Source organism: Mangrovibacter phragmitis (assembly GCF_040429585.1).
GTDB lineage: Bacteria > Pseudomonadota > Gammaproteobacteria > Enterobacterales > Enterobacteriaceae > Mangrovibacter > Mangrovibacter phragmitis.
The window spans coordinates 1,096,494-1,118,894 of the sequence record NZ_CP134782.1 but is presented as its reverse complement, the minus strand read 5'-3'; the positions used below and the strand labels follow the sequence as shown (position 1 = coordinate 1,118,894).

Sequence of the window (22,401 nt, the reverse complement as noted above, 5' to 3'; positions counted from 1 at the left end):
CTAAAAAAGTTTGTGTAATACTTGTAGCGCTACATGGAGATTAACTCAATCTAGAGGGTATTTATAATGAATCGTACTAAACTGGTACTGGGCGCGGTAATCCTGGGTTCTACTCTGCTGGCTGGTTGCTCCAGCAATGCTAAAATCGATCAGCTGTCTTCTGACGTTCAGACTCTGAACGCTAAAGTTGACCAGCTGAGCAACGACGTGAACGCAATGCGTTCCGACGTTCAGGCTGCTAAAGATGACGCAGCTCGCGCTAACCAGCGTCTGGACAACATGGCTCACTCTTACCGTAAGTAAGAGCCCGTGTGATGAAAATGCCGCACTTTGTGCGGCATTTTTATTTGTAATCAGTCTTTCTTCTTCTGCCCGTTGTGTCCCCCTGAGTGTTCCCACTACGTTTACCAGCTCCATACCACAGGCAGTAAACACAACGATTCCTGATACTGCTCCCGGCCTTTAAAATCTAAGATTCCTCTTACTCCGGGACTGACAAACTTTTCCCGTCCCATTTTTCTGACAGGAATACCGCTTTTTCACTGTCAATATTTACAGCAGTTATTTTTGCATAAAACTTTTGCATTAATATAGAGTTGGTTTTGTTGTTACCGGTTATCTGAGTTATTTAAAAAAGTTTTAGCGCCAGGCGTACTACCTAATTTTTGGTAATAAAAAATCAGAACCATGACATTTTTTAGAATTAAGACTGTTCTGTATTTAAATTTTTATTAAGGCAAGTAAACACTAAACACTGTTGTTGGTAGTTACATTAACTGCCCGGCTTTTCTTTTTATGGTACGTATCATAGCTTCCAGCCCCTGGGTTCGGGATGGTGTAAGTTGGCGAGCCATATCCAGCCGCTCAAACCAGGGACGAACATCCAATGCCACCACCGCTTCTGGCGTCAGCCCCTGGTACAGGGAAAAAACGATAGCCAGCAGTCCCTTAACTAAAGCGGCATCACTGTCGCCCCTAAAACGGACCCGTCCCTCTTCGGTAACACCCAGAACAAGCCATACCTGGCTCTGGCAGCCTTCAACCAGGTTATCTTTACAGTGTAAATCTGCGGGCAAAGTATCCAGTCTTTGCCCCAGTTCAATCATGTACAGGTACCTCTCTTCACGGTTGGCGCAACGGGAAAAATTTTTAACCAGTTTGTCTTTGTCAGGTAATACAGCCACTCAACGCCTCCATTGGCACTTCTTGCTCAGCCCAGCAATTGCTGAATACGGTGCAGGGATGTAACCAGCTCATCCACTTCTTCACATGTGTTATACAGCGCAAACGATGCCCGGCACATTGCCGGTACCTGGTAATGCGACATCAGCGGCATGGCACAGTGGTGCCCGGTACGCACGGCAATACCGTAGCTATCCAGAAAACTGCCAACATCGTAAGCATGGTGCTGCCCCAAATTGAATGCAATGACCCCTTCCCGTTCAGCCGGCCCGTAGATGCGCAGGTCTGGCACCGTTCGCAGCATTTCCATGGCATAGTGGATGAGCTCAGTCTCCCAGTCATGAATAGCGTCCATACCCAGGTGGGTGACATACTCTATTGCCGCACCCAGGCCAATAATTCCGGTAATATTGGGCGTTCCAGCTTCAAAGCGCCACGGCGAACGGGCATACCGTGTCCCCTCCGTAAGGCTGACAGATTCAATCATTGCCCCACCACCAGACCAGGGCGGCATAGATTCCAGAATATTAGCCCGCCCATATAACACCCCGGTGCCCGATGGCCCGTACAACTTATGGCCGGAGAATACATAAAAATCACACCCCATCGACAGAACATCTACCGGGCCATGGACTGCACCCTGTGCGCCATCAACCAGTACCGTCACTCCCGCCTGCTTTGCTTTAGCTATCAGTGTTTCAAGTGGTGCAATGGTGCCCAGTACATTTGAAACCTGAGCAACAGCCAGCAGGCGCGTTCTGCTGTCGATGAGTGTGTCCAGCGCATCAATCTGGAGGGTTCCATCACTATTAAGAGGAATTACGCGCACAGAGGCGCCTGTGCGCTCACACAGCATTTGCCAGGGCACGATATTGGCGTGATGTTCCATCTCACTAATAATGATATTGTCGCCAGTACTGACATGCTGGTTGCCCCAGCTGTTTGCCACAAGGTTAATCCCTTCTGTTGTTCCGCTGGTAAATACAATTTCACTGGCGCTCTGAGCGTGGATGAAATCGGCCACCTGCTGGCGTACAGCCTCAACGCGCGACGTGGCCTCTGCGCTAAGGGTATGTATGCCCCGATGTACTGCCGCATAGTGGTGCTGCTCAAAGTCGGACTGGGTTTCGATAACAAATAGTGGTTTCTGTGCGCTTGCCGCACTGTCGAGATACACCAGCGGTTTATCATTCACCATCTGTGCCAGTACAGGAAAATCAGACCGCGCCTGTGCTATTTTCTCATTCATCATTGCCTCTCTTCCGGCAGCCGCAACCCAATGCGCTCAAGAACAACGCCACGCAATGATTCATCGGCGATGGCATCGGTCAGTTCCGCAGCAAACGCATAAATAATCATGCGCCGGGCTGCAGACTGGCTTATTCCCCGTGTTTGCAGATAAAACAATTGCTCGTTATCTATGCGCCCGACCGTGGCTCCATGGCTGCATTTCACATCATCGGCATAAATTTCTAATTGTGGTTTGGTATCCACCTCAGCCAGACGGCCAAGTAACAAATTGTTATTGGTCATTTGCCCGTCGGTTTTGATGGCATGTGGCGCTACCGTTATCTGCCCGTTAAACACCGCACGCGCAGTATCCTGCACAATTGTTTTATGCAATTGCCGGCTGTTGCCATAGCCCTTGTTATGGGCAAGCCAGGTCCGGGAGTCACACACTTCACGTCCCACTGGTAATGCCAGGCTGTTTATCCGCACTGTGGCATTCTCACCGTCGATACGCCCACTGGTGTGATGGCGTACCAGCTGGCCGCCTAACAAGTAGCTATTGCTGAACACACGACAATCCTGGTTCACCCAGAGGTCATTATGGGAGAAGTGGTAAGCCCGTGGGTTTTCAAACCCCAGTTTAACGTGGTGCAATTCGCTGTTTTCACCGGCAACGATGCTCAGACGCGCCCCCGTGAAATGCGCCTGGGTATGTTGACTGGCATAGTATTCAATTACCGTAGCCTTGCTGTTGCTCCCCAGCGTAAGGTGACAACGCGTATGGCTAAATGGCAGAGCGTCATGGTCATTGCCGCTACTCATACTGATATTCATCAGCACCAGTGGTTTATCAGTTACCCGTTCTGGCGGCACTTCTATGTGCAAAACACCCGGGGCCATGCTTTCTGTCAGGTGCAGGAAAATCTCTTGCTGTATTGCGTCCGGTACACTACCCGGATGGTTTTGCCACTGCACCCTGAAGCCACAGGCTGTTGGGTCGTCACTTAACTCCGGCGAATAGCGGCCATTCACCAGCACCACACACACGGCATCCATGGGTAATGCCAGCCCGTCACGGACATCACGCCCAGGCAGAGTTGTTTCTGGCGGCACGAACACATAACGTGATAGCGCATCCAGTGAGGTGTATTTCCAGTTTTCCTGTTTGCGGTCTGGTAACCCTTCCCGCAATAACTGCTGCATATGCGCCTGTGCTTCACCGTTTTTACTGTTATCACTGGCGGCGAATAAATGGTGCCATTGTTGCAGTGGATTATTTCCCTTCGCTAAGCCAGCCATAACCCTGCTCCTCCAGTTGTTTTACCAGACTGAAATCACCCGATTTGACGATGCGTCCCTGGTAGAGCACATGCACTTTATCCGGCTGGATGTAATCCAGAATCCGTTGGTAATGGGTAACAATAATGAAGGCGCGTTGCCCGTCACGCAGCGCGTTAACACCTGCCGCGACAATTTTCAGTGCATCAATATCCAGCCCCGAGTCAGTCTCATCGAGGATGCATAAACTGGGTGAAAGAACTGCCATTTGCAGAATATCGTTACGTTTTTTCTCGCCCCCGGAAAAACCAACATTTACCGGGCGAGTGAGCAAATCTTCCGGCATGCCCAGTTGCTGAATTTTTTCTTCCAGTAAATCCTGGAAATCAAAACGATCCAGCTTCTCCAGCCCCCGGTATTCTCTGACAGCGTTCAGCGCAGTTTGCAGGAAGAACTGGTTACTCACTCCCGGGATCTCAACCGGGTACTGGAAAGCCATAAAGACCCCTTCACCAGCGCGCTCTTCCGGTGACAGAGCTAATAAGTCTTTTCCTTTAAACAGGACACTTCCCTCAGTAACTTCATAATCCTCACGCCCGGCGAGAGTGGCTGACAAGGTACTCTTGCCTGAACCATTCGGCCCCATAATGGCATGGACTTCCCCTGGACTGATGGACAAACTCAGCCCTTGCAGAATCGCTTTCCCTTCTGCGCTCACATGGAGATCTTTAATTTGCAACATACTTTATTCCTTACCTTTGAGTTTTAGCCAACGCTGTGTTCAAGGCTGATAGCCAGTAATTTTTGTGCTTCGACGGCAAACTCGAGAGGCAACTCGGAGAACACATCCTTACAAAAACCATTCACAATCATTGAGATAGCATCATCTTCGCTAATTCCTCTTTGCAGGCAATAAAACAACTGGTCTTCACCAATACGTGACGTAGTGGCTTCATGCTCCAGTTGCGCACTGTTATTGCGGCACTCCACATAAGGGAAGGTATGTGCGCCACAATCAGGGCCAATTAGCATGGAGTCGCATTGGGTGTAATTACGGGCGTTAGTGGCTGTTGGCATAATTTTCACCAGACCACGGTAGCTATTCTGGCTCCGCCCGGCGGAAATCCCTTTTGAAATAATGGTCGAACGGGTATTTTTCCCGATATGGATCATTTTGGTGCCAGTATCCGCCTGTTGGTGGCCGCTGGTCAGAGCCACCGAGAAAAATTCACCAATGGCATTGTCGCCTTTAAGAATACAACTGGGATATTTCCAGGTAATTGCTGAGCCCGTTTCTGACTGGGTCCATGACATTTTGCTGTTTTGGCCTTCGCACAGCGCACGCTTGGTAACAAAATTCAGGATGCCACCGGTATTGTTGCCCCCGGGGAACCAGTTTTGTACCGTGGAGTACTTCACTTCGGCGTCTTTGAGAATAATGACTTCCACTACAGCCGCATGCAGCTGGTAACTTTCGCGAACCGGCGCTGAGCAACCTTCGATGTAACTCACATAACTGCCTTCATCGGCAACCAGTATGGTTCGTTCAAACTGCCCGGTCTTTTCCGCATTAATGCGAAAATAGGTGGAGAGTTCCATTGGGCAACGCACACCTTTGGGTATGTATATAAATGTGCCATCGGAAGCGACTGCCGCATTGAGTGCCGCAAAGAAGTTATCATTGGCCGGAACCACCGTTCCCAGGTACTGTTTCACCAGTTCCGGGTGGTGCGCGATGGCATCGCCAAAAGAGCAGAAGATAATACCCTGCTCTGCCAGCGTTTCACGGTAAGTGGTGGCGACAGATACCGAGTCAAAGATGGCGTCAACCGCCACTGACTGGCCTTCCCGTACCGGAACACCCAACTGGTTAAACGCAGCTTCAACTTCCTCTGTCAGGAAATTCTCCCCACTGGCCTGCTGAATAGCACCAGGTTCGGAGGCACAGCTATCATCGCAGTGCCCGCAAGAAGGTGCTGAGTAATAACTGAAATCCTGGTAATTCAGTTTGTCATAATGGGCTTTGAGCCAGTGCGGCTCTTTCATTTTCTGCCAGGCACGAAAGGCATTCAGTCGAAAATCCAGCATCCAGTCGGGTTCATTACGCCGTGCTGAAATCGCCCTGACCACCTCTTCGCTCAGGCCTTTGCCCAGTTCATCAGTTGGCAACTGTGTGAAAAATCCCTCCTTGTAATTGAGTTTTCCTTGCCAGTAGCCTGTTGCTTGTGTGTCTCGTGCCATAATTACTCCGCTTCAACCCCAAAGCTTTCACCACATCCACATTCATGCTGGGCTTTGGGGTTGTGAAATTTAAACACCTGATTCAGGCCTTCACGCACATAATCCACATGAGTACCATCGATGACAGGCAGCGCTGCCAGTTCAACCCAGAGCCTGGCCTGGCCGTGCTCGCACAACAGACAGTCTGGTGGTGGCTCCGTTACCCCGGACAGTACATAAGCAAAACCCGCACAGCCCGACACTTTGATACCAAGCCGCACTCCCTGAAGGCCGGGAGTCACTTCAACTAAGTGCACTATCTGTTGCGCAGCCGCATCTGTCAGTGTTATGCCCTGCCAGTTCATTTCGGCGGGGTCAAATAAACCGGAGTCTGTTGCCATGTATCACCTCAACCTATGTTTAGCTTGTAAAGCTAATGTTAATGATACGTATTATCGATTCAACCCTGAGATACCAAGGGTATTGCCGGATTATGATTTTTTGCTACCTGTTAATAAGCATAGACGCTCAAAAAACGTGCTACCTGTTGTCGGTTACGTTTTTTAATTAATTGATACTCAAGTTTTTATTGCTTCCAGAAAGGTACTTCCCGGGGGAGAATAAAACATGTATAGGCAATACCTATTTATCAAACAGGCCACGCAAAACGCTATTGCTGGCCCTGATTTAGCTGGCATTGATACATAACAGACATGGTTTACTGGCAGACAAAAACTGCACCTGGTGAATGTCTTCACGCAAGGTGCAGTTAAATAAATAGCGGGTATTATCAGACGACTGCGGTTGTCAGGCGTGCAGTACAGCAGTGCTGGTTTTTATCGTTATAGATATCAATCTGCCAGACCTGGTGCCGGCCACCCAGATGCACCGCCTTGCAGTGCCCTGTAACTTCCCCATGAGTGACAGCACGCAAATGGTTGGCGTTAACTTCAAGCCCCACCACCTTATGCTCCCCTTCCGTACACAAGTACCCGGCCACCGAGCCGAGGGTCTCAGCAAGCACAACGGATGCCCCACCATGCAGTAACCCAAAAGGCTGTTGGGTACGCGAATCAACGGGCATGGTAGCTTCGAGATGATCATCACCCAACTGGGTAAAACGAATCCCAAGGTGCCCAACCATATTACCCTCGCCCATGGTATTGAGCGTTTGTAAAGTTGTTGCTCGCAGCCAAATCATGAAAGTATCTCCAACAGAGCCTGCACAGGATGGCGCATACCGCTACCTTCGATACGTTTTACCTGGCTGCGGCATGAGTAGCCTGTGGCCAGGCAACGCTGGCGTGGCAGACGTTCAATTGCCTGTTGCCAGGAAAGCGCATAGATATCGAGGGATTTTTGGTGATTTTTCTGTTCATGGCCATAAGTGCCCGCCATGCCACAGCACCCGACGCTGACGCCTTCCAGACGGGCACCAAAGTGCCTGAAAATCCCCGCCCATTGACTGGTCGACGCAGGCAGTGCCGTCACTTCAGTGCAATGACCAAACAGGTACCATGCCTCTCCCGCGAGCTCACGAGTGCTGAGTTTTTCCAGTGACTGAGACAACCATTCATGCACCAACAGCACAGAAAAATCGCCACGGGCATCGCCCAGTGTCTGGCGGTATTCATCGCGATACGTCAACACAAGCGCCGGATCCACACCCACCATTGGCATACCGAGCTCTGCAATGCGGTTGAGAAACTCTGATGTTTTCTGCGCAGTCCGGGCAAAACGCGCCAGGAACCCTTTGATGTGCTGCGCTTTACCATTTGGGGAGAAAGGCAGCACTACCGGTTTATAGCCCAGTTTATCCACCAGACTGACAAAATCCGCCACGACACGCGCATCATAATAACTGGTGAATGGATCCTGGACTATCAGCACCGTTTTTTCCCGCTCTTCTGCTGGCAAGCATTCAAGCTGTTCCAGTGTCATATTGGCAGAACGATGCCCCACCAGTTGTTGCTGCAGTGTGGGGGTCGATAATAACGGCAGGTCAACCATGCCAATATGTTTTGCCGTCAGATCCCGTACCCAGTTCTGACGTAAAAAGAAGTTAAATGTTTTGGGTGCCCGAGCCATTAACGGTGCATAGCTTTCCACACTGGCAACCAGGTGATCCCTAACCGGGCGCAGATAGCGCGTGTGGTAAAGTTGCAGGAAGCGTGAACGAAATTCAGGAACATCTATTTTAATCGGGCATTGGGTGGAGCAGGCTTTACAGGCCAGGCACCCGGACATGGCTTCTTTCACTTCATGTGAAAAATCGTACTCTCCCTTGTGCGCATGCCAGGTGTGACGTACACGCTCCACCAAATTACGTAAACTACTGTGCCCACCCGGCAACGCTTTTTCCAGTTTGTTCGGGTCTACACCTCTGTCGGCCAGTAAGCGCAACCATTCACGTACCAGGGTTGCACGCCCTTTTGGTGAATGGATCCGGTGCTGGCTGACTTTCATTGACGGGCACATCGGGCTTTTCGCATCAAAGTTGAAGCACAGGCCATTACCATTGCACTCCATCGCCCCACGCCATGACTGACGAACTGCGACAGGGATCTGGCGGTCAAGAGTGCCACGCTTAGGCGCATCCACTTTCATCATCGGCGCATCCACACCCAACGGTGGGCAAATCTTCCCCGGATTCAGGCGGTTACCTGGGTCAAACGCCGCTTTGATACGCCGCAATTCATTGTAGAGTTCATCCCCAAAGAACGCCGGGCTGTACTCCGCACGGAAGCCTTTACCATGCTCCCCCCACAACAACCCGCCATATTTGGCGGTAAGCGCCACCACGTCATCAGAGATTTGCTTCATCAGCACTTCCTGTTGCGGGTCGCACATATCCAGTGCAGGGCGGACATGCAGTACCCCGGCATCCACATGGCCAAACATGCCATAACTCAAATTATGGCTGTCGAGCAAAGCGCGGAACTCCACAATATAGTCGGCAAGGTGTTCTGGTGGCACGCAGGTATCTTCTGCAAATGGAATAGGTTTTGCAGCGCCTTTAGCATTGCCCAGCAAGCCAACCGCTTTTTTCCGCATCGCGTAAATACGCTCAATACCGGGTAATTCACTGCATAATTGCCAGCCAATAACACCTGACTCCCCACGGGCAATCAGGCCATCCAGCCGTTCACATAATTCACTTACCTGGTTTTCTATCAGAGCTTCGTCATCGCCGGCAAATTCCACAATGTTCAGGCCGAGCAACGTTTTATCCGGTACATCAGTAATCAACTCGCTCACTGAATGCCAGATAATATCTTCACGGGCGAGGTTGAGTACCCGCGAATCAACGGTTTCAACCGATAAAGCACTGGCTTCGACCATGACAGGGGCACTGCGCAGCGCTGAATCGAAACTGTCATACTTCACGTTCACCAGGCGGCGCACTTTGGGAATGGGCGTGATATCCAGTTTGGCTTCAGTGATAAATGCCAGCGTACCTTCTGAACCGGTCAGGATGCGTGTCAGGTCGAACTGTTGCATATCATCGCTGAATACATGACGCAAGTCATACCCAGTGAGGAAACGGTTGAGCTTAGGAAATTTTTCGAGGATCAATTCACGCTGATTACGGCACTGATTCAGCACAGTATTGTAGATGCGCCCCGTTACGGTTGTTTCCTCAGCCAGTGATTCAGCCAAAGATACGGGCATTGGACGGGTATCAAGAATATCCCCCCCTAACAGAACAGCTCTGACACCTAATACATGATCAGAGGTTTTGCCATAGACCAGTGAACCCTGGCCGGAAGCGTCGGTATTAATCATGCCCCCGAGTGTTGCCCGGTTACTGGTTGACAGTTCCGGTGCAAAAAAATAGCCGTAAGGTTTCAGAAACTGATTAAGTTGATCTTTTATTACCCCGGCCTCAACTCTGACCCAACCTTCTTCCGGGTTAATCTCAATAATACGGTTCATGTACCGCGACATGTCGACAATTATGCCGTGGTTCAGTGCCTGTCCATTGGTACCCGTGCCACCACCGCGCGGGGTGAAAACCAGGCTTGCAAAACGTTCTTCACTGGCAATGCGGGTAACCAATGCCACATCGGCGGTGGAACGAGGAAAAAGAATGGCATCCGGGAGTAGCTGATAAATGCTGTTATCGGTCGCCATTGTAAGGCGATCAGCATAACTTGTAGCGGTATCGCCGGTAAAACCCTGTTGCTCCAGTGCTTCTAAAAAATTCACAACCAGCTGCACTAAACCTGGTGCCTGAGAAATTTGTGGGATCATTCGCACTTGACTCTGTCTGACAAAAAAAGAGATGAGTTATTGTTTGCGTAGCACACTCATGGTTTTATCACATTTTTGCATACCACGCCTGGAGGATTTTATTTCGCTTTTAAGTTGTAAAAAGATAGCGGAATACATCATCATTAGAACTGCAATATATTATGGACACTTATGCTAACCATGATGCTTTTTACCGGGTATCATGGCGTAATTACTGGCTGATGACACAATTATGGAAACGATAAAGCCTCACCAGGACATTGCACGGGTCCTTATCTCTGTGCTGTTTATTTCGTTAATGATTATCGCGTGTATCTGGATAGTTCAACCGTTCATTCTGGGCTTTGCCTGGGCCGGAACTGTGGTTATTGCCACCTGGCCGGTATTAATTCGGTTGCAAAAGCTGCTGTGGGGAAAACGTATTCTGGCCGTTCTGGTCATGACACTGCTGCTGATACTGTTGTTTGTTATCCCCATTTCGTTATTAGTGAATAGCCTGGTGGATACCAGCGCTCCACTGGTTAAATCAGCCAGTTCTGGTCAACTCGCTCCACCCGATTTAGCCTGGTTACAAAGCATCCCGTTCTTTGGTGATAAACTTTACAGTTCATGGCATGCCCTGCTCGATGGCGGCGGCACAACACTGCTTGCTAAAGTGAAACCGTATATTGGTACAACTACTGGCTGGTTTGTTGGCCAGGCGGCACATTTGGGGCGTTTTCTGATGCACTGCGCTCTGATGGTGCTGTTCAGCGCCTTACTTTACTGGCGTGGTGAAGACGTCGCTGATGGACTGCGCCGTTTCGCCCGACGGCTCGCGTCTGAGCGCGGTGATGCCTCTGTTGTGCTGGCCGCTCAGGCAATCCGCGCGGTCGCGTTAGGCGTTGTCGTCACTGCCCTGGTTCAGGGGATTTTGGGCGGTATTGGCCTGGCTATCTGTGGTATCCCTTATGCAACATTACTGAGTGTAGTGATGGTGCTTTGCTGCCTGGTGCAGATTGGCCCATTGCTGGTGCTGATACCAGCAATCATCTGGCTATACTGGAGCGGGGATAACACCTGGGGAACGGTTCTGCTGGTATGGAGTGCAGTGGTTGGTACGCTGGATAACGTGATTCGTCCCATACTTATCCGCATGGGGGCAGACCTGCCGATGATTGTTGTCCTGTCCGGTGTTATTGGTGGGTTAATTGCTTTTGGCATGATTGGTGTATTCATTGGCCCGGTAGTACTGGCCGTGTCTTACCGGTTATTTGCAGCCTGGGTTAACGAAAAAGTCCCCTCTATTGAAAATATTCCCACAGATACCCCACCTTCTTCACAAGGGTAATTGCCACCTGAACAATCGGGTTTTTCGTACTCGATTGTTCAGCAAAGCTTATTGATTTATTCATTTTTCGCCCACTCTTCGCACTCATTCTTTTTCATTACACTGAATAACATTTTTTACTATTTATAAACATTTAACTATTGAGACGAATCCGATCGACGACTCAGTGACGTGATGACTATCATAAGCCCAGTCTTATAAATCACATCTGGTTTATAAACATGAATCCCCTGAGTGAAACAACGAATTGCTGTGTGTAGTCTTTGCCCATCTCCCACGATGGGCTTTTTTTTTGCTCCGGTAATCCGACACACTGGAAAACGCAACGCGCCACCGTTGACAGGCGCGTTACCGTTAGTTTTTACCCTGCGGTTTCCTCTGTATGACTTAACATGCGCCAGTCACGAGCCAGAACAACGGGTTTATCTCCCGTAAGATTGACCGTAACACACTGCTGGATAGCGTCACTGTTAGTACCTAACATCAGCTCAAATTCACCAGGTTCAACGACTCGCTGGCCCATCTTATTGGTGAAATTCAGCATATCGGTCGGCACCGAGATAGTTAACCGGGTAGTCGCCCCCGGGGCCAGCCTGACGCGGTGGAATGCTTTTAATTCCTTCACCGGGCGCACCAGCGAGGCGACTTTATCATGCACATAAAGTTGGATAACTTCACTGCCAGAGCGCACGCCGCGATTGGTGACTGATAAAGCGATATTAATGGTTCCTCCTTGCGCGGGTAGCGTTGCCTCATGTAACTCAGCCTGGTCCAGAACAAAATCCCCCCACCCCAGACCAAACCCGAAGGGATAGCGGGCACCAAAATGAAACGCATAAGGTGTGCCACCACTTTTCAGCTTGTGGTTATAGTAATATGGCATCGCTCCGGCACTTTTGGGCGCAGATAATACCAGACGCCCTTCAGGCTCCCGGTTCCCCGCCAAAATGTCTGCGACAGCATGGCCACCTTCCTGGCCCGGAGCCCACGCCATTAACAATGCCGCGACCTGTTGTTCCAACCCACCCAGATGGTACGGGCGCCCGCCAGTCATCACCACAATAACGGGTTTTCCGGTGTGGACCAGCGCCTCAAGCAATGCCTGTTGTACACCCGGCAGTGCCAGTGTATCGGTATCAGAGCCCTCACCACAGGTACCACTTTGAAACAAACCAGCCAGGTCACCCACACAGGCAATCACCACATCTGCTTGCTGAGCCGCCGACACGGCCTCAGGGATTAAGCTGGTATCCTGTGAAACCGGAGACGACTGGCGGGGTTTCCCTTCACTTTCACCAGGAAAGACCGGAGCACCCGCCTGGCGGTGCTCAATAATGTGGCACCCTTTGGCGTAACGAACCCGATTTTCACCAAACTGCTGCCGGATTCCGGCAAGTAATGTCACAACCTGATCTGCCTGTTCCTGAGCATCACTGATTATCAGATGAACAGGGAAACTGTAGCCACTCAGCAAAGCCAAAGGATCGTCTGCTACCGGACCAATCACCGCCAGTGAAGGCGTATCGGTGAGTGGTAAAATGCCGTTGTTTTCAAGCATAGTGACAGAACGTGCCGCACACTCTCTGGCAAGGGAACGTGTTTCTGGCTCCTGTAAAGCAAGCTTATCCAGATCTGCATAGGGGTGTTCAAACAGACCAAGCCGGAATTTTTCGGTCAACACACGAGAGACAATCTCATCAATCTTGTCCATAGTAATCAGACCTTCAGCCACCGCTTCGGCAAGATGGCTGGCACAATCCGCTTTAGGGAGTTCAATATCCAGCCCGGCATTAAATGCCTGTGCAGCAGACTCCATGGGGCTATGGCTGACACCATGATGCTGATGCAGCAGGCTCACACCACCGTAGTCAGCGACAATCAGCCCGTCAAAGCCCCATTGGTCACGTAATACCCGGGTAAGCAGGAAAGTATCACTGTGAGTGGGCTGGTTATCGATATCGTGATAGGCGGGCATCACTGAACCGGCATTGGCAAGGCGTACCGCCATTTCGAAAGGCAACAGAAAAGTGTCATTCAGCTCGCAAAAGCCGAGGTGCACAGGCGCATGGTTCCGCGCTCCTTCGCTAAACGAGTGGCCGGCATAATGCTTGAGGGTTGCCAGCAAATCACGGTTTGGCCCTTGTAACCCTTTTACATACTGTGTAGCCATGACCCCAACTAAGTAAGGATCCTCACCAAAGGTTTCTTCTGTTCTCCCCCAGCGCACATCCCTGGAAACATCCAGCACTGGCGCAAGTCCCTGATGGCAGCCAATCGCTCTGGCTTCGCGGCCAATTGCACCGGCAACCGCGTTAATCAGTTGCGGATCCCAGGTTGATGCATAATTGAGTGGTGATGGAAATAACGTGGCATCTTTGCACAATACCCCCACGAGGCACTCTTCATGGAACAACGCCGGTATCCCTAACCGGCTCTCTTCCACCAGCGTTTTTTGCAGACGATTCGCCGCCATCACACCTTCTCGCGGTGAGACACTGTGGGTACCAAGTGGACGAGTTATTTGACCAATTCCTTTTTTCAACTGCTCAGCCAGAGCAATTTGCTGTGTCGCACCTGAAAACGTATCGCTCATATCCAGACGTTCTTTATGGAAACCTTCCGGCGATAGCACCAGCCACATTGCTCCCATTTGGGCGAACTTTTCTTCGGGTGTCATCCGGGCCAGTAAGTCAGCCACCCGAGCCTTAACAGGCTGGCGGGGATCTGTATACATCGTCATGAGTTACTCCTGTATTGCCGGGTTTAAACCGGGTTCCGGGTTAGAAATATGTTGGCGTTTGGCCGCCAGTTCATTAGCGATGGCAGCCACTTTACGGTTATTCAGTTTGTAGAAGCACAACAGTACGACGATGGACAAAAACAGCGCCGCGGGAATGAAGGTAAATAATGCGTTGATGGTATGCAGAACAGCCGGAGCCTGTTCGGTGACATTGGCCTGGTAACTGACCAGCCCCAGAATCCAGCCCACGACCGCGCCCCCCAATGCCAGCCCCATTTTGATGGCGAACAGGGCCGTGGAAAAGACCAGACCGTCCAGCCTGCGGCCTGTGCGGTGTTCTTCATAATCGACGACATCTGATAACATGGACCACTGCAGAGGCGTGGTCAGGTTCTGAATAAAGCTGAACACAATATTCAGGGCCAGTATCCAGCCGATATACGCTGCAGGGATAAAAAAGATAGCGATGCACGGCACCATAAAAATCAGGGTAGTGAACTGATAGGCTCTTACCCGGTCCACCCGGCCCAGAACCCAACCGGACAACAATGCGCCAGACAAAGCAGCTACCATCCCACTGACAATAAAGACAAAAGTCATGTCCGGGCGCATCAACAGATATTTGACGTAATACATCGTGGTTGACCCGCGCACCACTACCGCCGTCAACAACAGAATATTCAACGCAAATACCAAACGCCACTGGCTGTTTTTCGCCAGCGATTTCAGGTCCGCCAGCATACTGCCTGGCGCGCTGCTTTCAGGTATATAGCGTTCGCGGGTCATGGCAAAACAGCAGAAAAACAAACCAATCCCCAGTAAACCCATCAGGCTCATTGCCAGAAAAAAACCTTTCTGTTGGTTACCCTGACCCAGCCACTCCATCAAGGGCAAAGCCAGCACAGTGACGATTAACCCACCGGTAAATGACAGACCAAAACGCCAGGACTGTAACGAATGCCGTTCACCTGGATGCAGTGTCAAGGCACCAGGCATGGCGCAATAAGGCACATTGATAGCGGAGTACACAAGGCTGAGGAGTGTATAGGTCACACAGGCATAGATAATTTTACCTGTCGGCCCCACATCCGGTACATAAAACGTTATCAGGCAACTCACACCAAAAGGAATGGCAAACCACAATAACCAGGGGCGAAAACGCCCATGCCGGGTACGTGTCCGGTCAACAATAGCGCCTATACAAGGGTCAGTAATTGCATCGATGGCCCGCACCACCAAAAACATCGTGCCCATAATAGCTGCAGGTAACCCAAACACATCGGTATAGAACCAGGCCAGAAACAGCGTTGCTGTTTGCCAGACCAGCGCACTGGCCATATCACCTAACCCATAGCCAATTTTATCTTTCAATGTAAGAACCGGCACAGTATTCATGATGTTCCACCTTTCATCAGCTGAGCTCCTTAAGCCTTCATAGTTGAAAACTGGGAGCTTGTTGTTTTTTGTTGTTTGTGGGTAACACTCAGGTACCCAGTAACTATTTCGCAGCGGGCAAGAAACAACAATTGCCGAAATTTATCCGGCTATTATGTTTTTTTGCTTAAAAGGCGTAAGTGTGAAGTGACGCGGTGTGTGGAAAAGAAAAACGCCATGCAGATGCATGGCGTTTTACATAACAAAGCAGTAAGGTGATTATTTGGCAAGTTCTGCCAGATCAAGCCAGGTTTGTACCACCGTATCCGGGTTAAGTGACAGGCTGTCTATACCCTGCTCCATCAGCCAGGCAGCAAAATCCTCATGGTCAGAAGGCCCCTGCCCACAGATACCCACATATTTACCTTGTTTTTTAGCCGCTTTGATTGCCATAGAGAGCAACGCTTTCACTGCATCATTACGTTCATCAAACAACTCAGAAACCACGCCAGAGTCCCTGTCCAGGCCCAGCGCCAACTGAGTCATGTCATTTGAACCGATGGAGAAACCATCAAAGTGTTCAAGGAACGCTTCAGCCAGCAGCGCATTTGACGGAATTTCGCACATCATTATCACTTTCAGGCCATTATCACCCCGTTTGAGCCCCTGACTTGCCAGTTCATCAACCACAGCTTTCGCCTGGCTAACAGTACGAACAAAGGGGATCATCACTTCAACATTGGTCAGCCCCATCGTGTTACGGACGCGTTTTACGGCTTCGCATTCAAGGGCAAAGCACGCTCTGAAATCCGGCGAAACATAGCGGCCAGCACCACGGAAACCCAGCATCGGGTTTTCTTCATGAGGTTCATAACGTTCTCCCCCCAACAGGTTGGCATACTCATTGGATTTGAAGTCAGACAAACGCACAATCACGCGTTTGGGCCAAAATGCCGCAGCAAGAGTGGCAATACCTTCCGTTAGCCGGCCAACGTAAAACTCAACCGGGGAATCATACCCTTTCATTAGCTCACGAATTTCGGCCTGCAATGCCGGTTCTTGCTTTTCAAACTCAAGCAATGCGCGTGGGTGCACACCAATCATACGGTTGATGATAAACTCCAGACGAGCGAGGCCCACACCTTCATTGGGCAGACAGGCAAAGTCAAACGCCCGGTCCGGATTACCAACGTTCATCATGATCTTCAAAGGTAAGTCAGGCATGGTATCAATGCTGGAACTACTTACGGAGAAGTCCAGCAAATCCGCGTATACATAGCCGGTATCACCTTCGGCACAGGATACCGTAACCCGCTGACCATTTTTCAGCCGCTCAGTTGCATCGCCACACCCCACTACCGCCGGAATCCCCAGTTCACGCGCTATAATTGCTGCGTGGCATGTCCGCCCACCACGGTTTGTCACAATCGCGGCAGCCTTTTTCATAATAGGCTCCCAGTCCGGGTCGGTCATATCCGTTACCAGTACATCACCAGCTTCAATCCGGTTCATTTCACTGATATCGTGAATAACCTTGACACTTCCGGCACCGATACGCTGCCCAATCGCACGCCCCTCAACCAGAATATCGCCCTGGGAATGCAGTGTGTAACGCTCCGTTACCTTGTTACGAGAACGCACCGTTTCCGGGCGGGCCTGGACAATAAACAGTTCACCGGTGTGGCCATCTTTCGCCCACTCAATATCCATCGGGCGACCATAGTGCTGCTCAATCAACAGCGCCTGGTGTGCCAACGCTTCAACTTCCTCACTGCTCAGGCAGAAAACCGATTGTTGCTCTGGTGCCACATCTTCAATGCGTACCTGTTTACCATGTTCCTGAGTTTCGCCATAAACCATGCGCACTTTTTTCGACCCCATGGTGCGGCGCACAATCGCCGGACGACCGGCATTCAGGGTAGGTTTATGCACATAGAATTCATCAGGGTTGACCGCGCCCTGCACCACCATTTCCCCCAACCCCCAGGCGGCGGTAATAAATACCACCTGGTCGAAACCGGATTCCGTATCTATGGAGAACATAACCCCGGACGCCGCCAGGTCTGAGCGCACCATACGTTGCACTCCGGCTGAAAGCGCAACACCACGGTGGTCATACCCCTGATGTACCCGGTAAGAAATGGCCCGGTCATTAAACAACGACGCAAACACATGTTTTACCGCAACCATTACGGCATCAATGCCCTGCACATTCAGGAAAGTTTCTTGTTGGCCGGCAAACGAAGCATCAGGCATATCTTCTGCCGTGGCTGAGGAACGGACAGCAAAAGACGCTTTATCGTTATCTGCCGCAAGCTGGGTATAAGCACCACGAATCGCTTCTTCCAGCGCGGGTGGGAAGGGTGTTTCGACAATCCACTGCCGAATTGCAGCGCCTGCTTTTGCAAGTGCCTGCACATCATCTATATCGGTTTCATCCAGCAGAGCATAGATACGCTGGTTGACACCACTTTGATCCAAAAACTGGTTAAAAGCATCGGCCGTTGTCGCGAACCCGTTGGGAACACAGACCCCAGAACCGGAAAGGTTGGTTATCATTTCACCCAGGGAGGCGTTTTTCCCCCCAACCTTTTCTACGTCGTTCATGCCAAGCTGGTTATACCAAAGAACGAGCGGTGACACACCATGATTGGACATCGAAACAATCCTTTTTTGATTATGAACAGGTACAGAAATAATGGGAGTGTTCAGGCCCATTCGCTGATCTCTAATCAATCAGATGTTTCTATTGAGTTAGTGACAACACAAACAAAAACATCTTTCCAGAAATCCACCAGCGAGACACTGCTTATTTTGAATGGGCCACGGGTTAAGTTTGGCACAATTATTGAGGAGTTAAAAACAGTGAATCGTTCAAGCAAATAAAAAACAGCCATTTCAGAACAACCTTAAATAGATGAAATGAAGCGCAACAGGAAAATAATCTACTGTTATTATTTGACTGCAAATCAATGAGATGAAAAATGAAACGTGTTATTCAATTTTATTAAAAACATTGTTTCTATTTTATTGCCCCGTGATTAAATTGATAAAAACCCCGAATAAACAATGAACTGCTTATTAATACTCATATACACTGACCGTAAGATTCGAGGTAATTCTCACCTGTTCATGACAATATCTGGCATTCTGATGACGGGTAACTGCTATCAAAACACTTGCCGGGCTATGGTATTGCGCTCACCACTCAACCCGGTGAGGCGCTCGATGAATTTCACGGAAAGGACTCACACCCTGAGAGGTTTTACTTTATGCTTTATCTTGTAAAAACTACCAGGATACGCAAAGAGTGAATATACCAAACCGGCATGTTTTTTATATTTCAGATGGTACTGCAATTACAGCGGAAGTGCTTGGTCATGCGGTAATGTCGCAGTTTCCGGTAAACGTACACAGTGTGACCCTGCCATTTGTTGAAACAGAACTGCGGGCCCGCGCGGTGAAGGAACAAATTGATGCTATTTACCAGCAGACAGGCTGCAGGCCGTTGGTATTCTATTCAATTGTGTTGCCTGAGATACGCACCATTATTTTGCAGAGTGCAGGTTTCTGCCAGGACATCGTTCAGGCGCTCGTCGCACCACTTCAGCAAGAACTTGAAGTTGACCCGGTGCCAATCGCTCACCGTACACACGGGCTGAATCCGGCTAATCTTGGCAAATATGATGCCCGTATTGCTGCGATTGATTACACGCTGGCCCATGATGATGGTATTTCGATGCGCAACCTCGACCAGGCGCAAGTTATTTTGCTTGGCGTGTCGCGTTGCGGGAAAACCCCAACCAGCCTTTATCTGGCAATGCAATTTGGGATTCGTGCCGCCAACTACCCCTTTATTGCTGATGATATGGATAACCTGCGTTTGCCAGCAGAATTACAGCCCCTGCGTTCACGCCTTTTTGGCCTGACCATCAACCCCGAGCGACTGGCCGCTATCAGGGAGGAACGCCGGGAAAACAGTCGCTATGCATCATTGCGCCAGTGCCGCATGGAAGTTGCAGAGGTTGAAGCGCTTTATCGCAAACATCAAATCAGGTACATCAACAGTACCAACTATTCAGTGGAAGAAATCGCAACCAAAATCCTGGATTTAATGGGGCTGAACAGACGCATGTACTAACAAACTAGTTCAATGGTACGAATTATTGTGACATACTGTGTGTTTAACGGCACAGCCAGTTTATTGATTTTGCTTAAGGCGGTATCGCCAACCAACCCGGTATTGAGATTGTAAATGAATAAAACAGATGAATTGCGCATCGCGCAAATTGGCTTTCTGGTCACACCGGATGAACTTAGCCAGCGTTACCCGGTAACAGAGCCCCTCGCACACCACATTACACTTTCCCGTCAACGTATTGAGCGCATCCTCTCCGGTAAGGATTCCAGGTTACTGGTCATTGTCGGCCCCTGCTCGGTACATTCCCCCGAAGCAGCACTGGACTACGCCCGCAGACTAAAAATATTGCATGATAAATACCAGGATACACTGGAAGTGGTTATGCGCACCTACTTCGAGAAACCACGAACCGTCATTGGCTGGAAGGGGTTGATTTCAGACCCGGACCTCAATGGTAGTTGCCGTGTAAATAAAGGTCTGGAGCAGGCACGCAAGTTCTTGCGGGAGGTCAACCTTATTGGGTTGCCAGCGGCAACTGAATTCCTTGATATGGTTGTTGGGCAATATATTGCCGATTTGATCAGTTGGGGAGCTATTGGTGCCCGCACAACTGAAAGCCAGGTACACCGTGAAATGGCTTCCGCTCTGTCCTGCCCGGTTGGTTTTAAAAATGGCACTGACGGTAATACACGTATTGCTATTGATGCCATTCGTGCAGCTCGAGCCAGCCATATGTTCCTGTCCCCTGATAAACACGGAAAGATGGTGGTTTACCAGACCAGCGGCAATCCTTACGGGCATATTATTTTGCGGGGTGGTAAGCAACCCAACTTTTACCCTGAAGATATAGAGGCGACCACTAAAGCGCTTGGAACCTTTGAGTTGCCACAGCGACTGGTGGTTGACTTCAGCCATGGAAATTGCCAGAAACAACACCGCCGCCAGTTGGATGTTGCTCAGAATATTTGCCAACAAATTCGCGACGGTTCAACGGCAATAGCGGGTGTCATGGCTGAGAGTTTTATTGAACCCGGTCACCAGGCGATTGAGCCCGGTAAACCGTTAGTTTATGGCCAGTCCATCACTGACCCGTGCCTTGGCTGGGATGATACTGAAACACTGCTGGCCATGTTGTCCGATGCGGTGAAACACCGGTTAAACAACCTCTGAAACTATGCAGTCAGCTCGAACAGCTGACTTCAAGCCGTCGGCCCCAGTCAGGCGGGCGTTTTACATAATCATCCGCCCGGTCACTGAACGGGTCGCGCAACACAGCAAGCAGGCGATGCATTTCGCCTGCATCACCTTGTTCTGCCGTTTCAATAGCACGTTGTGCCAGCCAGTTACGCAGCACCACAGCCGGATTGACAGACTGCATCCTTTTCTGGCGTTCGGCATCATCCAGTGGCTCCATCTGTAAGCGCTGCCGGTAACGGGCAAACCACGAATCAAAAGCAGCACGGTCAATAAATTCATCGCGAAGTGGCGACAAAGCCGTTCCTGTTTCTGTATGGCTGAGTAACCGAAATGTTCTTGTATAGTCACTCCCTTCCCGCGTCATTAAGCTGAATAACTCCGCCAGAAGAGCGTTATCTTCGGGCCGGACATGGGTGAACCCCAGTTTGGCACGCATCTGGCTCGCCCAGGCCTGTTGTAAGTGTTGCCCATATGTGTCCAGTACCGTATTCAGTGTCTCTGCGCTAATAAAGGACGACAGAGCCTGTGCCAGGCGTTGCAGGTTCCACAGGCCAACTCCAGGTTGGTTTTCAAATGAATAGCGGCCCTGATAATCAGAATGATTACAAATAAAACCCGGCTGGTAATCATCCATAAAACCCCAGGGACCATAATCAATAGTCAGCCCCAGAATCGACATATTATCTGTATTCATCACGCCATGAGAAAAGCCGGTACATTGCCATTGCGCAATTAGTCTGGCTGTACGTGCAACAACATCCTCAAACCATAACCGCCATTTATCTTGCTCTGATTCATCCTGCAAATGGGGCCAGTGCCGTGTCATCACGTACTCAGCAAGCCGTCGGACATTCTCCGGTTCACGGCGGTAATAAAAATGTTCAAAGTGACCAAAGCGCACATGGCTTTGTGCCAGACGCATCATCATGGCACCTTTTTCGGTCTGTTCACGGTATACCGGTGTTTCACTGATAACCATGCTCAGTGCGCGTGTTGTGGGGATCCCGAGATGATGCATCGCCTCTGAAGCCAGGCATTCACGCACAGTGGAGCGAATCACCGCACGGCCATCACCCATACGCGAGTACGGGGTCAATCCCGCACCTTTGAGATGCCACTCAAATTGCTGTCCGTCATCCAGTTGCTGTTCGCCCAACAACAGCCCACGCCCGTCGCCCAGTTGCCCGGCCCAAACGCCAAACTGGTGGCCACTGTATGCCTGAGCAACCGGCAACATGCCAGGCAACAATGCTTCTCCGCCCCACACTCCGGCAGGCCCGTTGTAGTTGAATAAATTTTCTGCCAGCCCCAGTTGAGCTGCCAGTTCGCTGTTATGCCACAGCAAACGAGCAGACAACAAAGGTTGTGGGGTGACTTGCTGCGAAAAGCCAGGCAATAAATCATGCCAGGCATGGGTAAATACAGGTTGTTCAGCCATAGGCCCTCCTGCCTGTA

Annotated in this window: 16 protein-coding genes and 1 other RNA gene; 5 read left to right on the top strand and 12 right to left on the bottom strand. The window is 50.3% G+C overall.

Going from position 1 to position 22,401, the window contains the following annotated elements:
* The first annotated feature begins 66 nt into the window (after positions 1–66).
* Positions 67–303, top strand: a complete 237-nt coding sequence (lpp, locus tag MPHASIOC01_RS05365) for a murein lipoprotein Lpp (protein ID WP_036108615.1) — start codon at positions 67–69, stop codon at positions 301–303.
* Positions 304–767: 464 nt separating this feature from the next.
* Here lpp and sufE read toward each other — a convergent pair whose 3' ends face one another.
* The 8 genes from sufE to MPHASIOC01_RS05325 form a co-directional block, all read right to left on the bottom strand.
* A complete protein-coding gene (gene sufE / locus MPHASIOC01_RS05360) occupies positions 768–1,184 on the bottom strand; it encodes a cysteine desulfuration protein SufE (RefSeq protein WP_353614130.1) in 417 nt (138 codons plus the stop codon).
* 26 nt (positions 1,185–1,210) lie between these two features.
* Entirely contained in the window at positions 1,211–2,431 is a 1,221-nt protein-coding gene (sufS, locus tag MPHASIOC01_RS05355; protein ID WP_353614899.1) for a cysteine desulfurase SufS, read from the bottom strand.
* Positions 2,431–3,711, bottom strand: a complete 1,281-nt coding sequence (sufD, locus tag MPHASIOC01_RS05350) for a Fe-S cluster assembly protein SufD (RefSeq protein ID WP_353614129.1) — start codon at positions 3,709–3,711, stop codon at positions 2,431–2,433. Before sufD ends, sufS begins: the two co-directional genes overlap by 1 nt.
* Complete coding sequence (gene sufC / locus MPHASIOC01_RS05345; RefSeq protein WP_353614128.1) at positions 3,686–4,432, bottom strand: Fe-S cluster assembly ATPase SufC; 747 nt, start codon at positions 4,430–4,432, stop codon at positions 3,686–3,688. Before sufC ends, sufD begins: the two co-directional genes overlap by 26 nt.
* Positions 4,433–4,455: 23 nt before the next feature.
* Complete coding sequence (gene sufB / locus MPHASIOC01_RS05340) at positions 4,456–5,931, bottom strand: Fe-S cluster assembly protein SufB (RefSeq protein WP_353614127.1); 1,476 nt, start codon at positions 5,929–5,931, stop codon at positions 4,456–4,458.
* 2 nt (positions 5,932–5,933) lie between these two features.
* Positions 5,934–6,311 (bottom strand): Fe-S cluster assembly scaffold SufA, encoded by a 378-nt coding sequence (gene sufA, locus MPHASIOC01_RS05335; RefSeq protein ID WP_064595650.1) that lies wholly within the window; start codon positions 6,309–6,311, stop codon positions 5,934–5,936.
* 389 nt (positions 6,312–6,700) lie between these two features.
* Positions 6,701–7,111: a 1,4-dihydroxy-2-naphthoyl-CoA hydrolase gene (menI, locus tag MPHASIOC01_RS05330; RefSeq protein ID WP_064595652.1), complete on the bottom strand. Its 411-nt coding sequence runs from the start codon at positions 7,109–7,111 to the stop codon at positions 6,701–6,703.
* Positions 7,108–10,164: an FAD-binding and (Fe-S)-binding domain-containing protein gene (locus MPHASIOC01_RS05325; RefSeq protein ID WP_064595654.1), complete on the bottom strand. Its 3,057-nt coding sequence runs from the start codon at positions 10,162–10,164 to the stop codon at positions 7,108–7,110. The genes menI and MPHASIOC01_RS05325 overlap by 4 nt, the downstream gene beginning before the upstream one ends.
* 232 nt (positions 10,165–10,396) lie before the next feature.
* Here MPHASIOC01_RS05325 and ydiK point away from each other — a divergent pair, with 232 nt between their 5' ends.
* Both ydiK and rprA read left to right on the top strand, forming a co-directional pair.
* The gene (gene ydiK / locus MPHASIOC01_RS05320) at positions 10,397–11,494 is read left to right on the top strand and encodes an AI-2E family transporter YdiK (RefSeq protein WP_064595655.1); all 1,098 of its coding nucleotides are present in this window, start codon (positions 10,397–10,399) and stop codon (positions 11,492–11,494) included.
* Positions 11,495–11,683: 189 nt separating this feature from the next.
* An RNA gene (gene rprA, locus MPHASIOC01_RS05315) (antisense sRNA RprA) lies at positions 11,684–11,789 on the top strand.
* Between the two features lie 66 nt (positions 11,790–11,855).
* Here rprA and MPHASIOC01_RS05310 read toward each other — a convergent pair.
* The 3 genes from MPHASIOC01_RS05310 to ppsA form a co-directional block, all read right to left on the bottom strand.
* Complete coding sequence (locus tag MPHASIOC01_RS05310) at positions 11,856–14,234, bottom strand: glycoside hydrolase family 3 N-terminal domain-containing protein (RefSeq protein WP_064595657.1); 2,379 nt, start codon at positions 14,232–14,234, stop codon at positions 11,856–11,858.
* Positions 14,235–14,237: 3 nt separating this feature from the next.
* Positions 14,238–15,629: an MFS transporter gene (locus tag MPHASIOC01_RS05305; RefSeq protein ID WP_064595659.1), complete on the bottom strand. Its 1,392-nt coding sequence runs from the start codon at positions 15,627–15,629 to the stop codon at positions 14,238–14,240.
* Between the two features lie 258 nt (positions 15,630–15,887).
* Positions 15,888–18,266 (bottom strand): phosphoenolpyruvate synthase, encoded by a 2,379-nt coding sequence (gene ppsA, locus MPHASIOC01_RS05300; protein ID WP_064595661.1) that lies wholly within the window; start codon positions 18,264–18,266, stop codon positions 15,888–15,890.
* 652 nt (positions 18,267–18,918) lie between these two features.
* On the opposite strand from ppsA, the gene MPHASIOC01_RS05295 reads away from it, so the two are divergent.
* Positions 18,919–19,749 carry a pyruvate, water dikinase regulatory protein gene (locus MPHASIOC01_RS05295; protein WP_064595663.1) on the top strand — a complete coding sequence of 277 codons (831 nt, stop codon included), beginning with the start codon at positions 18,919–18,921 and terminating at the stop codon, positions 19,747–19,749.
* A 114-nt stretch (positions 19,750–19,863) separates the two neighbouring features.
* A complete protein-coding gene (locus tag MPHASIOC01_RS05290) occupies positions 19,864–20,919 on the top strand; it encodes a 3-deoxy-7-phosphoheptulonate synthase (RefSeq protein WP_353614126.1) in 1,056 nt (351 codons plus the stop codon).
* 10 nt (positions 20,920–20,929) lie between these two features.
* On the opposite strand, the gene MPHASIOC01_RS05285 is transcribed toward MPHASIOC01_RS05290, so the two are convergent.
* Positions 20,930–22,384 carry a protein adenylyltransferase SelO gene (locus MPHASIOC01_RS05285; RefSeq protein ID WP_353614125.1) on the bottom strand — a complete coding sequence of 485 codons (1,455 nt, stop codon included), beginning with the start codon at positions 22,382–22,384 and terminating at the stop codon, positions 20,930–20,932.
* Positions 22,385–22,401 lie beyond the last annotated feature (17 nt).

What these genes read in the sequence shown, in the direction of transcription:
- lpp (WP_036108615.1), top strand. Translation starts at nt 67, where the DNA reads ATGAATCGTACTAAACTGGTACTGGGCGCGGTAATCCTGGGTTCTACT.
- sufS (WP_353614899.1), bottom strand. Translation starts at nt 2,431, where the DNA reads ATGAATGAGAAAATAGCACAGGCGCGGTCTGATTTTCCTGTACTGGCA.
- sufD (WP_353614129.1), bottom strand. Translation starts at nt 3,711, where the DNA reads ATGGCTGGCTTAGCGAAGGGAAATAATCCACTGCAACAATGGCACCAT.
- sufC (WP_353614128.1), bottom strand. Translation starts at nt 4,432, where the DNA reads ATGTTGCAAATTAAAGATCTCCATGTGAGCGCAGAAGGGAAAGCGATT.
- sufB (WP_353614127.1), bottom strand. Translation starts at nt 5,931, where the DNA reads ATGGCACGAGACACACAAGCAACAGGCTACTGGCAAGGAAAACTCAAT.
- sufA (WP_064595650.1), bottom strand. Translation starts at nt 6,311, where the DNA reads ATGGCAACAGACTCCGGTTTATTTGACCCCGCCGAAATGAACTGGCAG.
- menI (WP_064595652.1), bottom strand. Translation starts at nt 7,111, where the DNA reads ATGATTTGGCTGCGAGCAACAACTTTACAAACGCTCAATACCATGGGC.
- MPHASIOC01_RS05325 (WP_064595654.1), bottom strand. Translation starts at nt 10,164, where the DNA reads ATGATCCCACAAATTTCTCAGGCACCAGGTTTAGTGCAGCTGGTTGTG.
- ydiK (WP_064595655.1), top strand. Translation starts at nt 10,397, where the DNA reads ATGGAAACGATAAAGCCTCACCAGGACATTGCACGGGTCCTTATCTCT.
- MPHASIOC01_RS05310 (WP_064595657.1), bottom strand. Translation starts at nt 14,234, where the DNA reads ATGACGATGTATACAGATCCCCGCCAGCCTGTTAAGGCTCGGGTGGCT.
- MPHASIOC01_RS05305 (WP_064595659.1), bottom strand. Translation starts at nt 15,629, where the DNA reads ATGAATACTGTGCCGGTTCTTACATTGAAAGATAAAATTGGCTATGGG.
- ppsA (WP_064595661.1), bottom strand. Translation starts at nt 18,266, where the DNA reads ATGTCCAATCATGGTGTGTCACCGCTCGTTCTTTGGTATAACCAGCTT.
- MPHASIOC01_RS05290 (WP_353614126.1), top strand. Translation starts at nt 19,864, where the DNA reads ATGAATAAAACAGATGAATTGCGCATCGCGCAAATTGGCTTTCTGGTC.
- MPHASIOC01_RS05285 (WP_353614125.1), bottom strand. Translation starts at nt 22,384, where the DNA reads ATGGCTGAACAACCTGTATTTACCCATGCCTGGCATGATTTATTGCCT.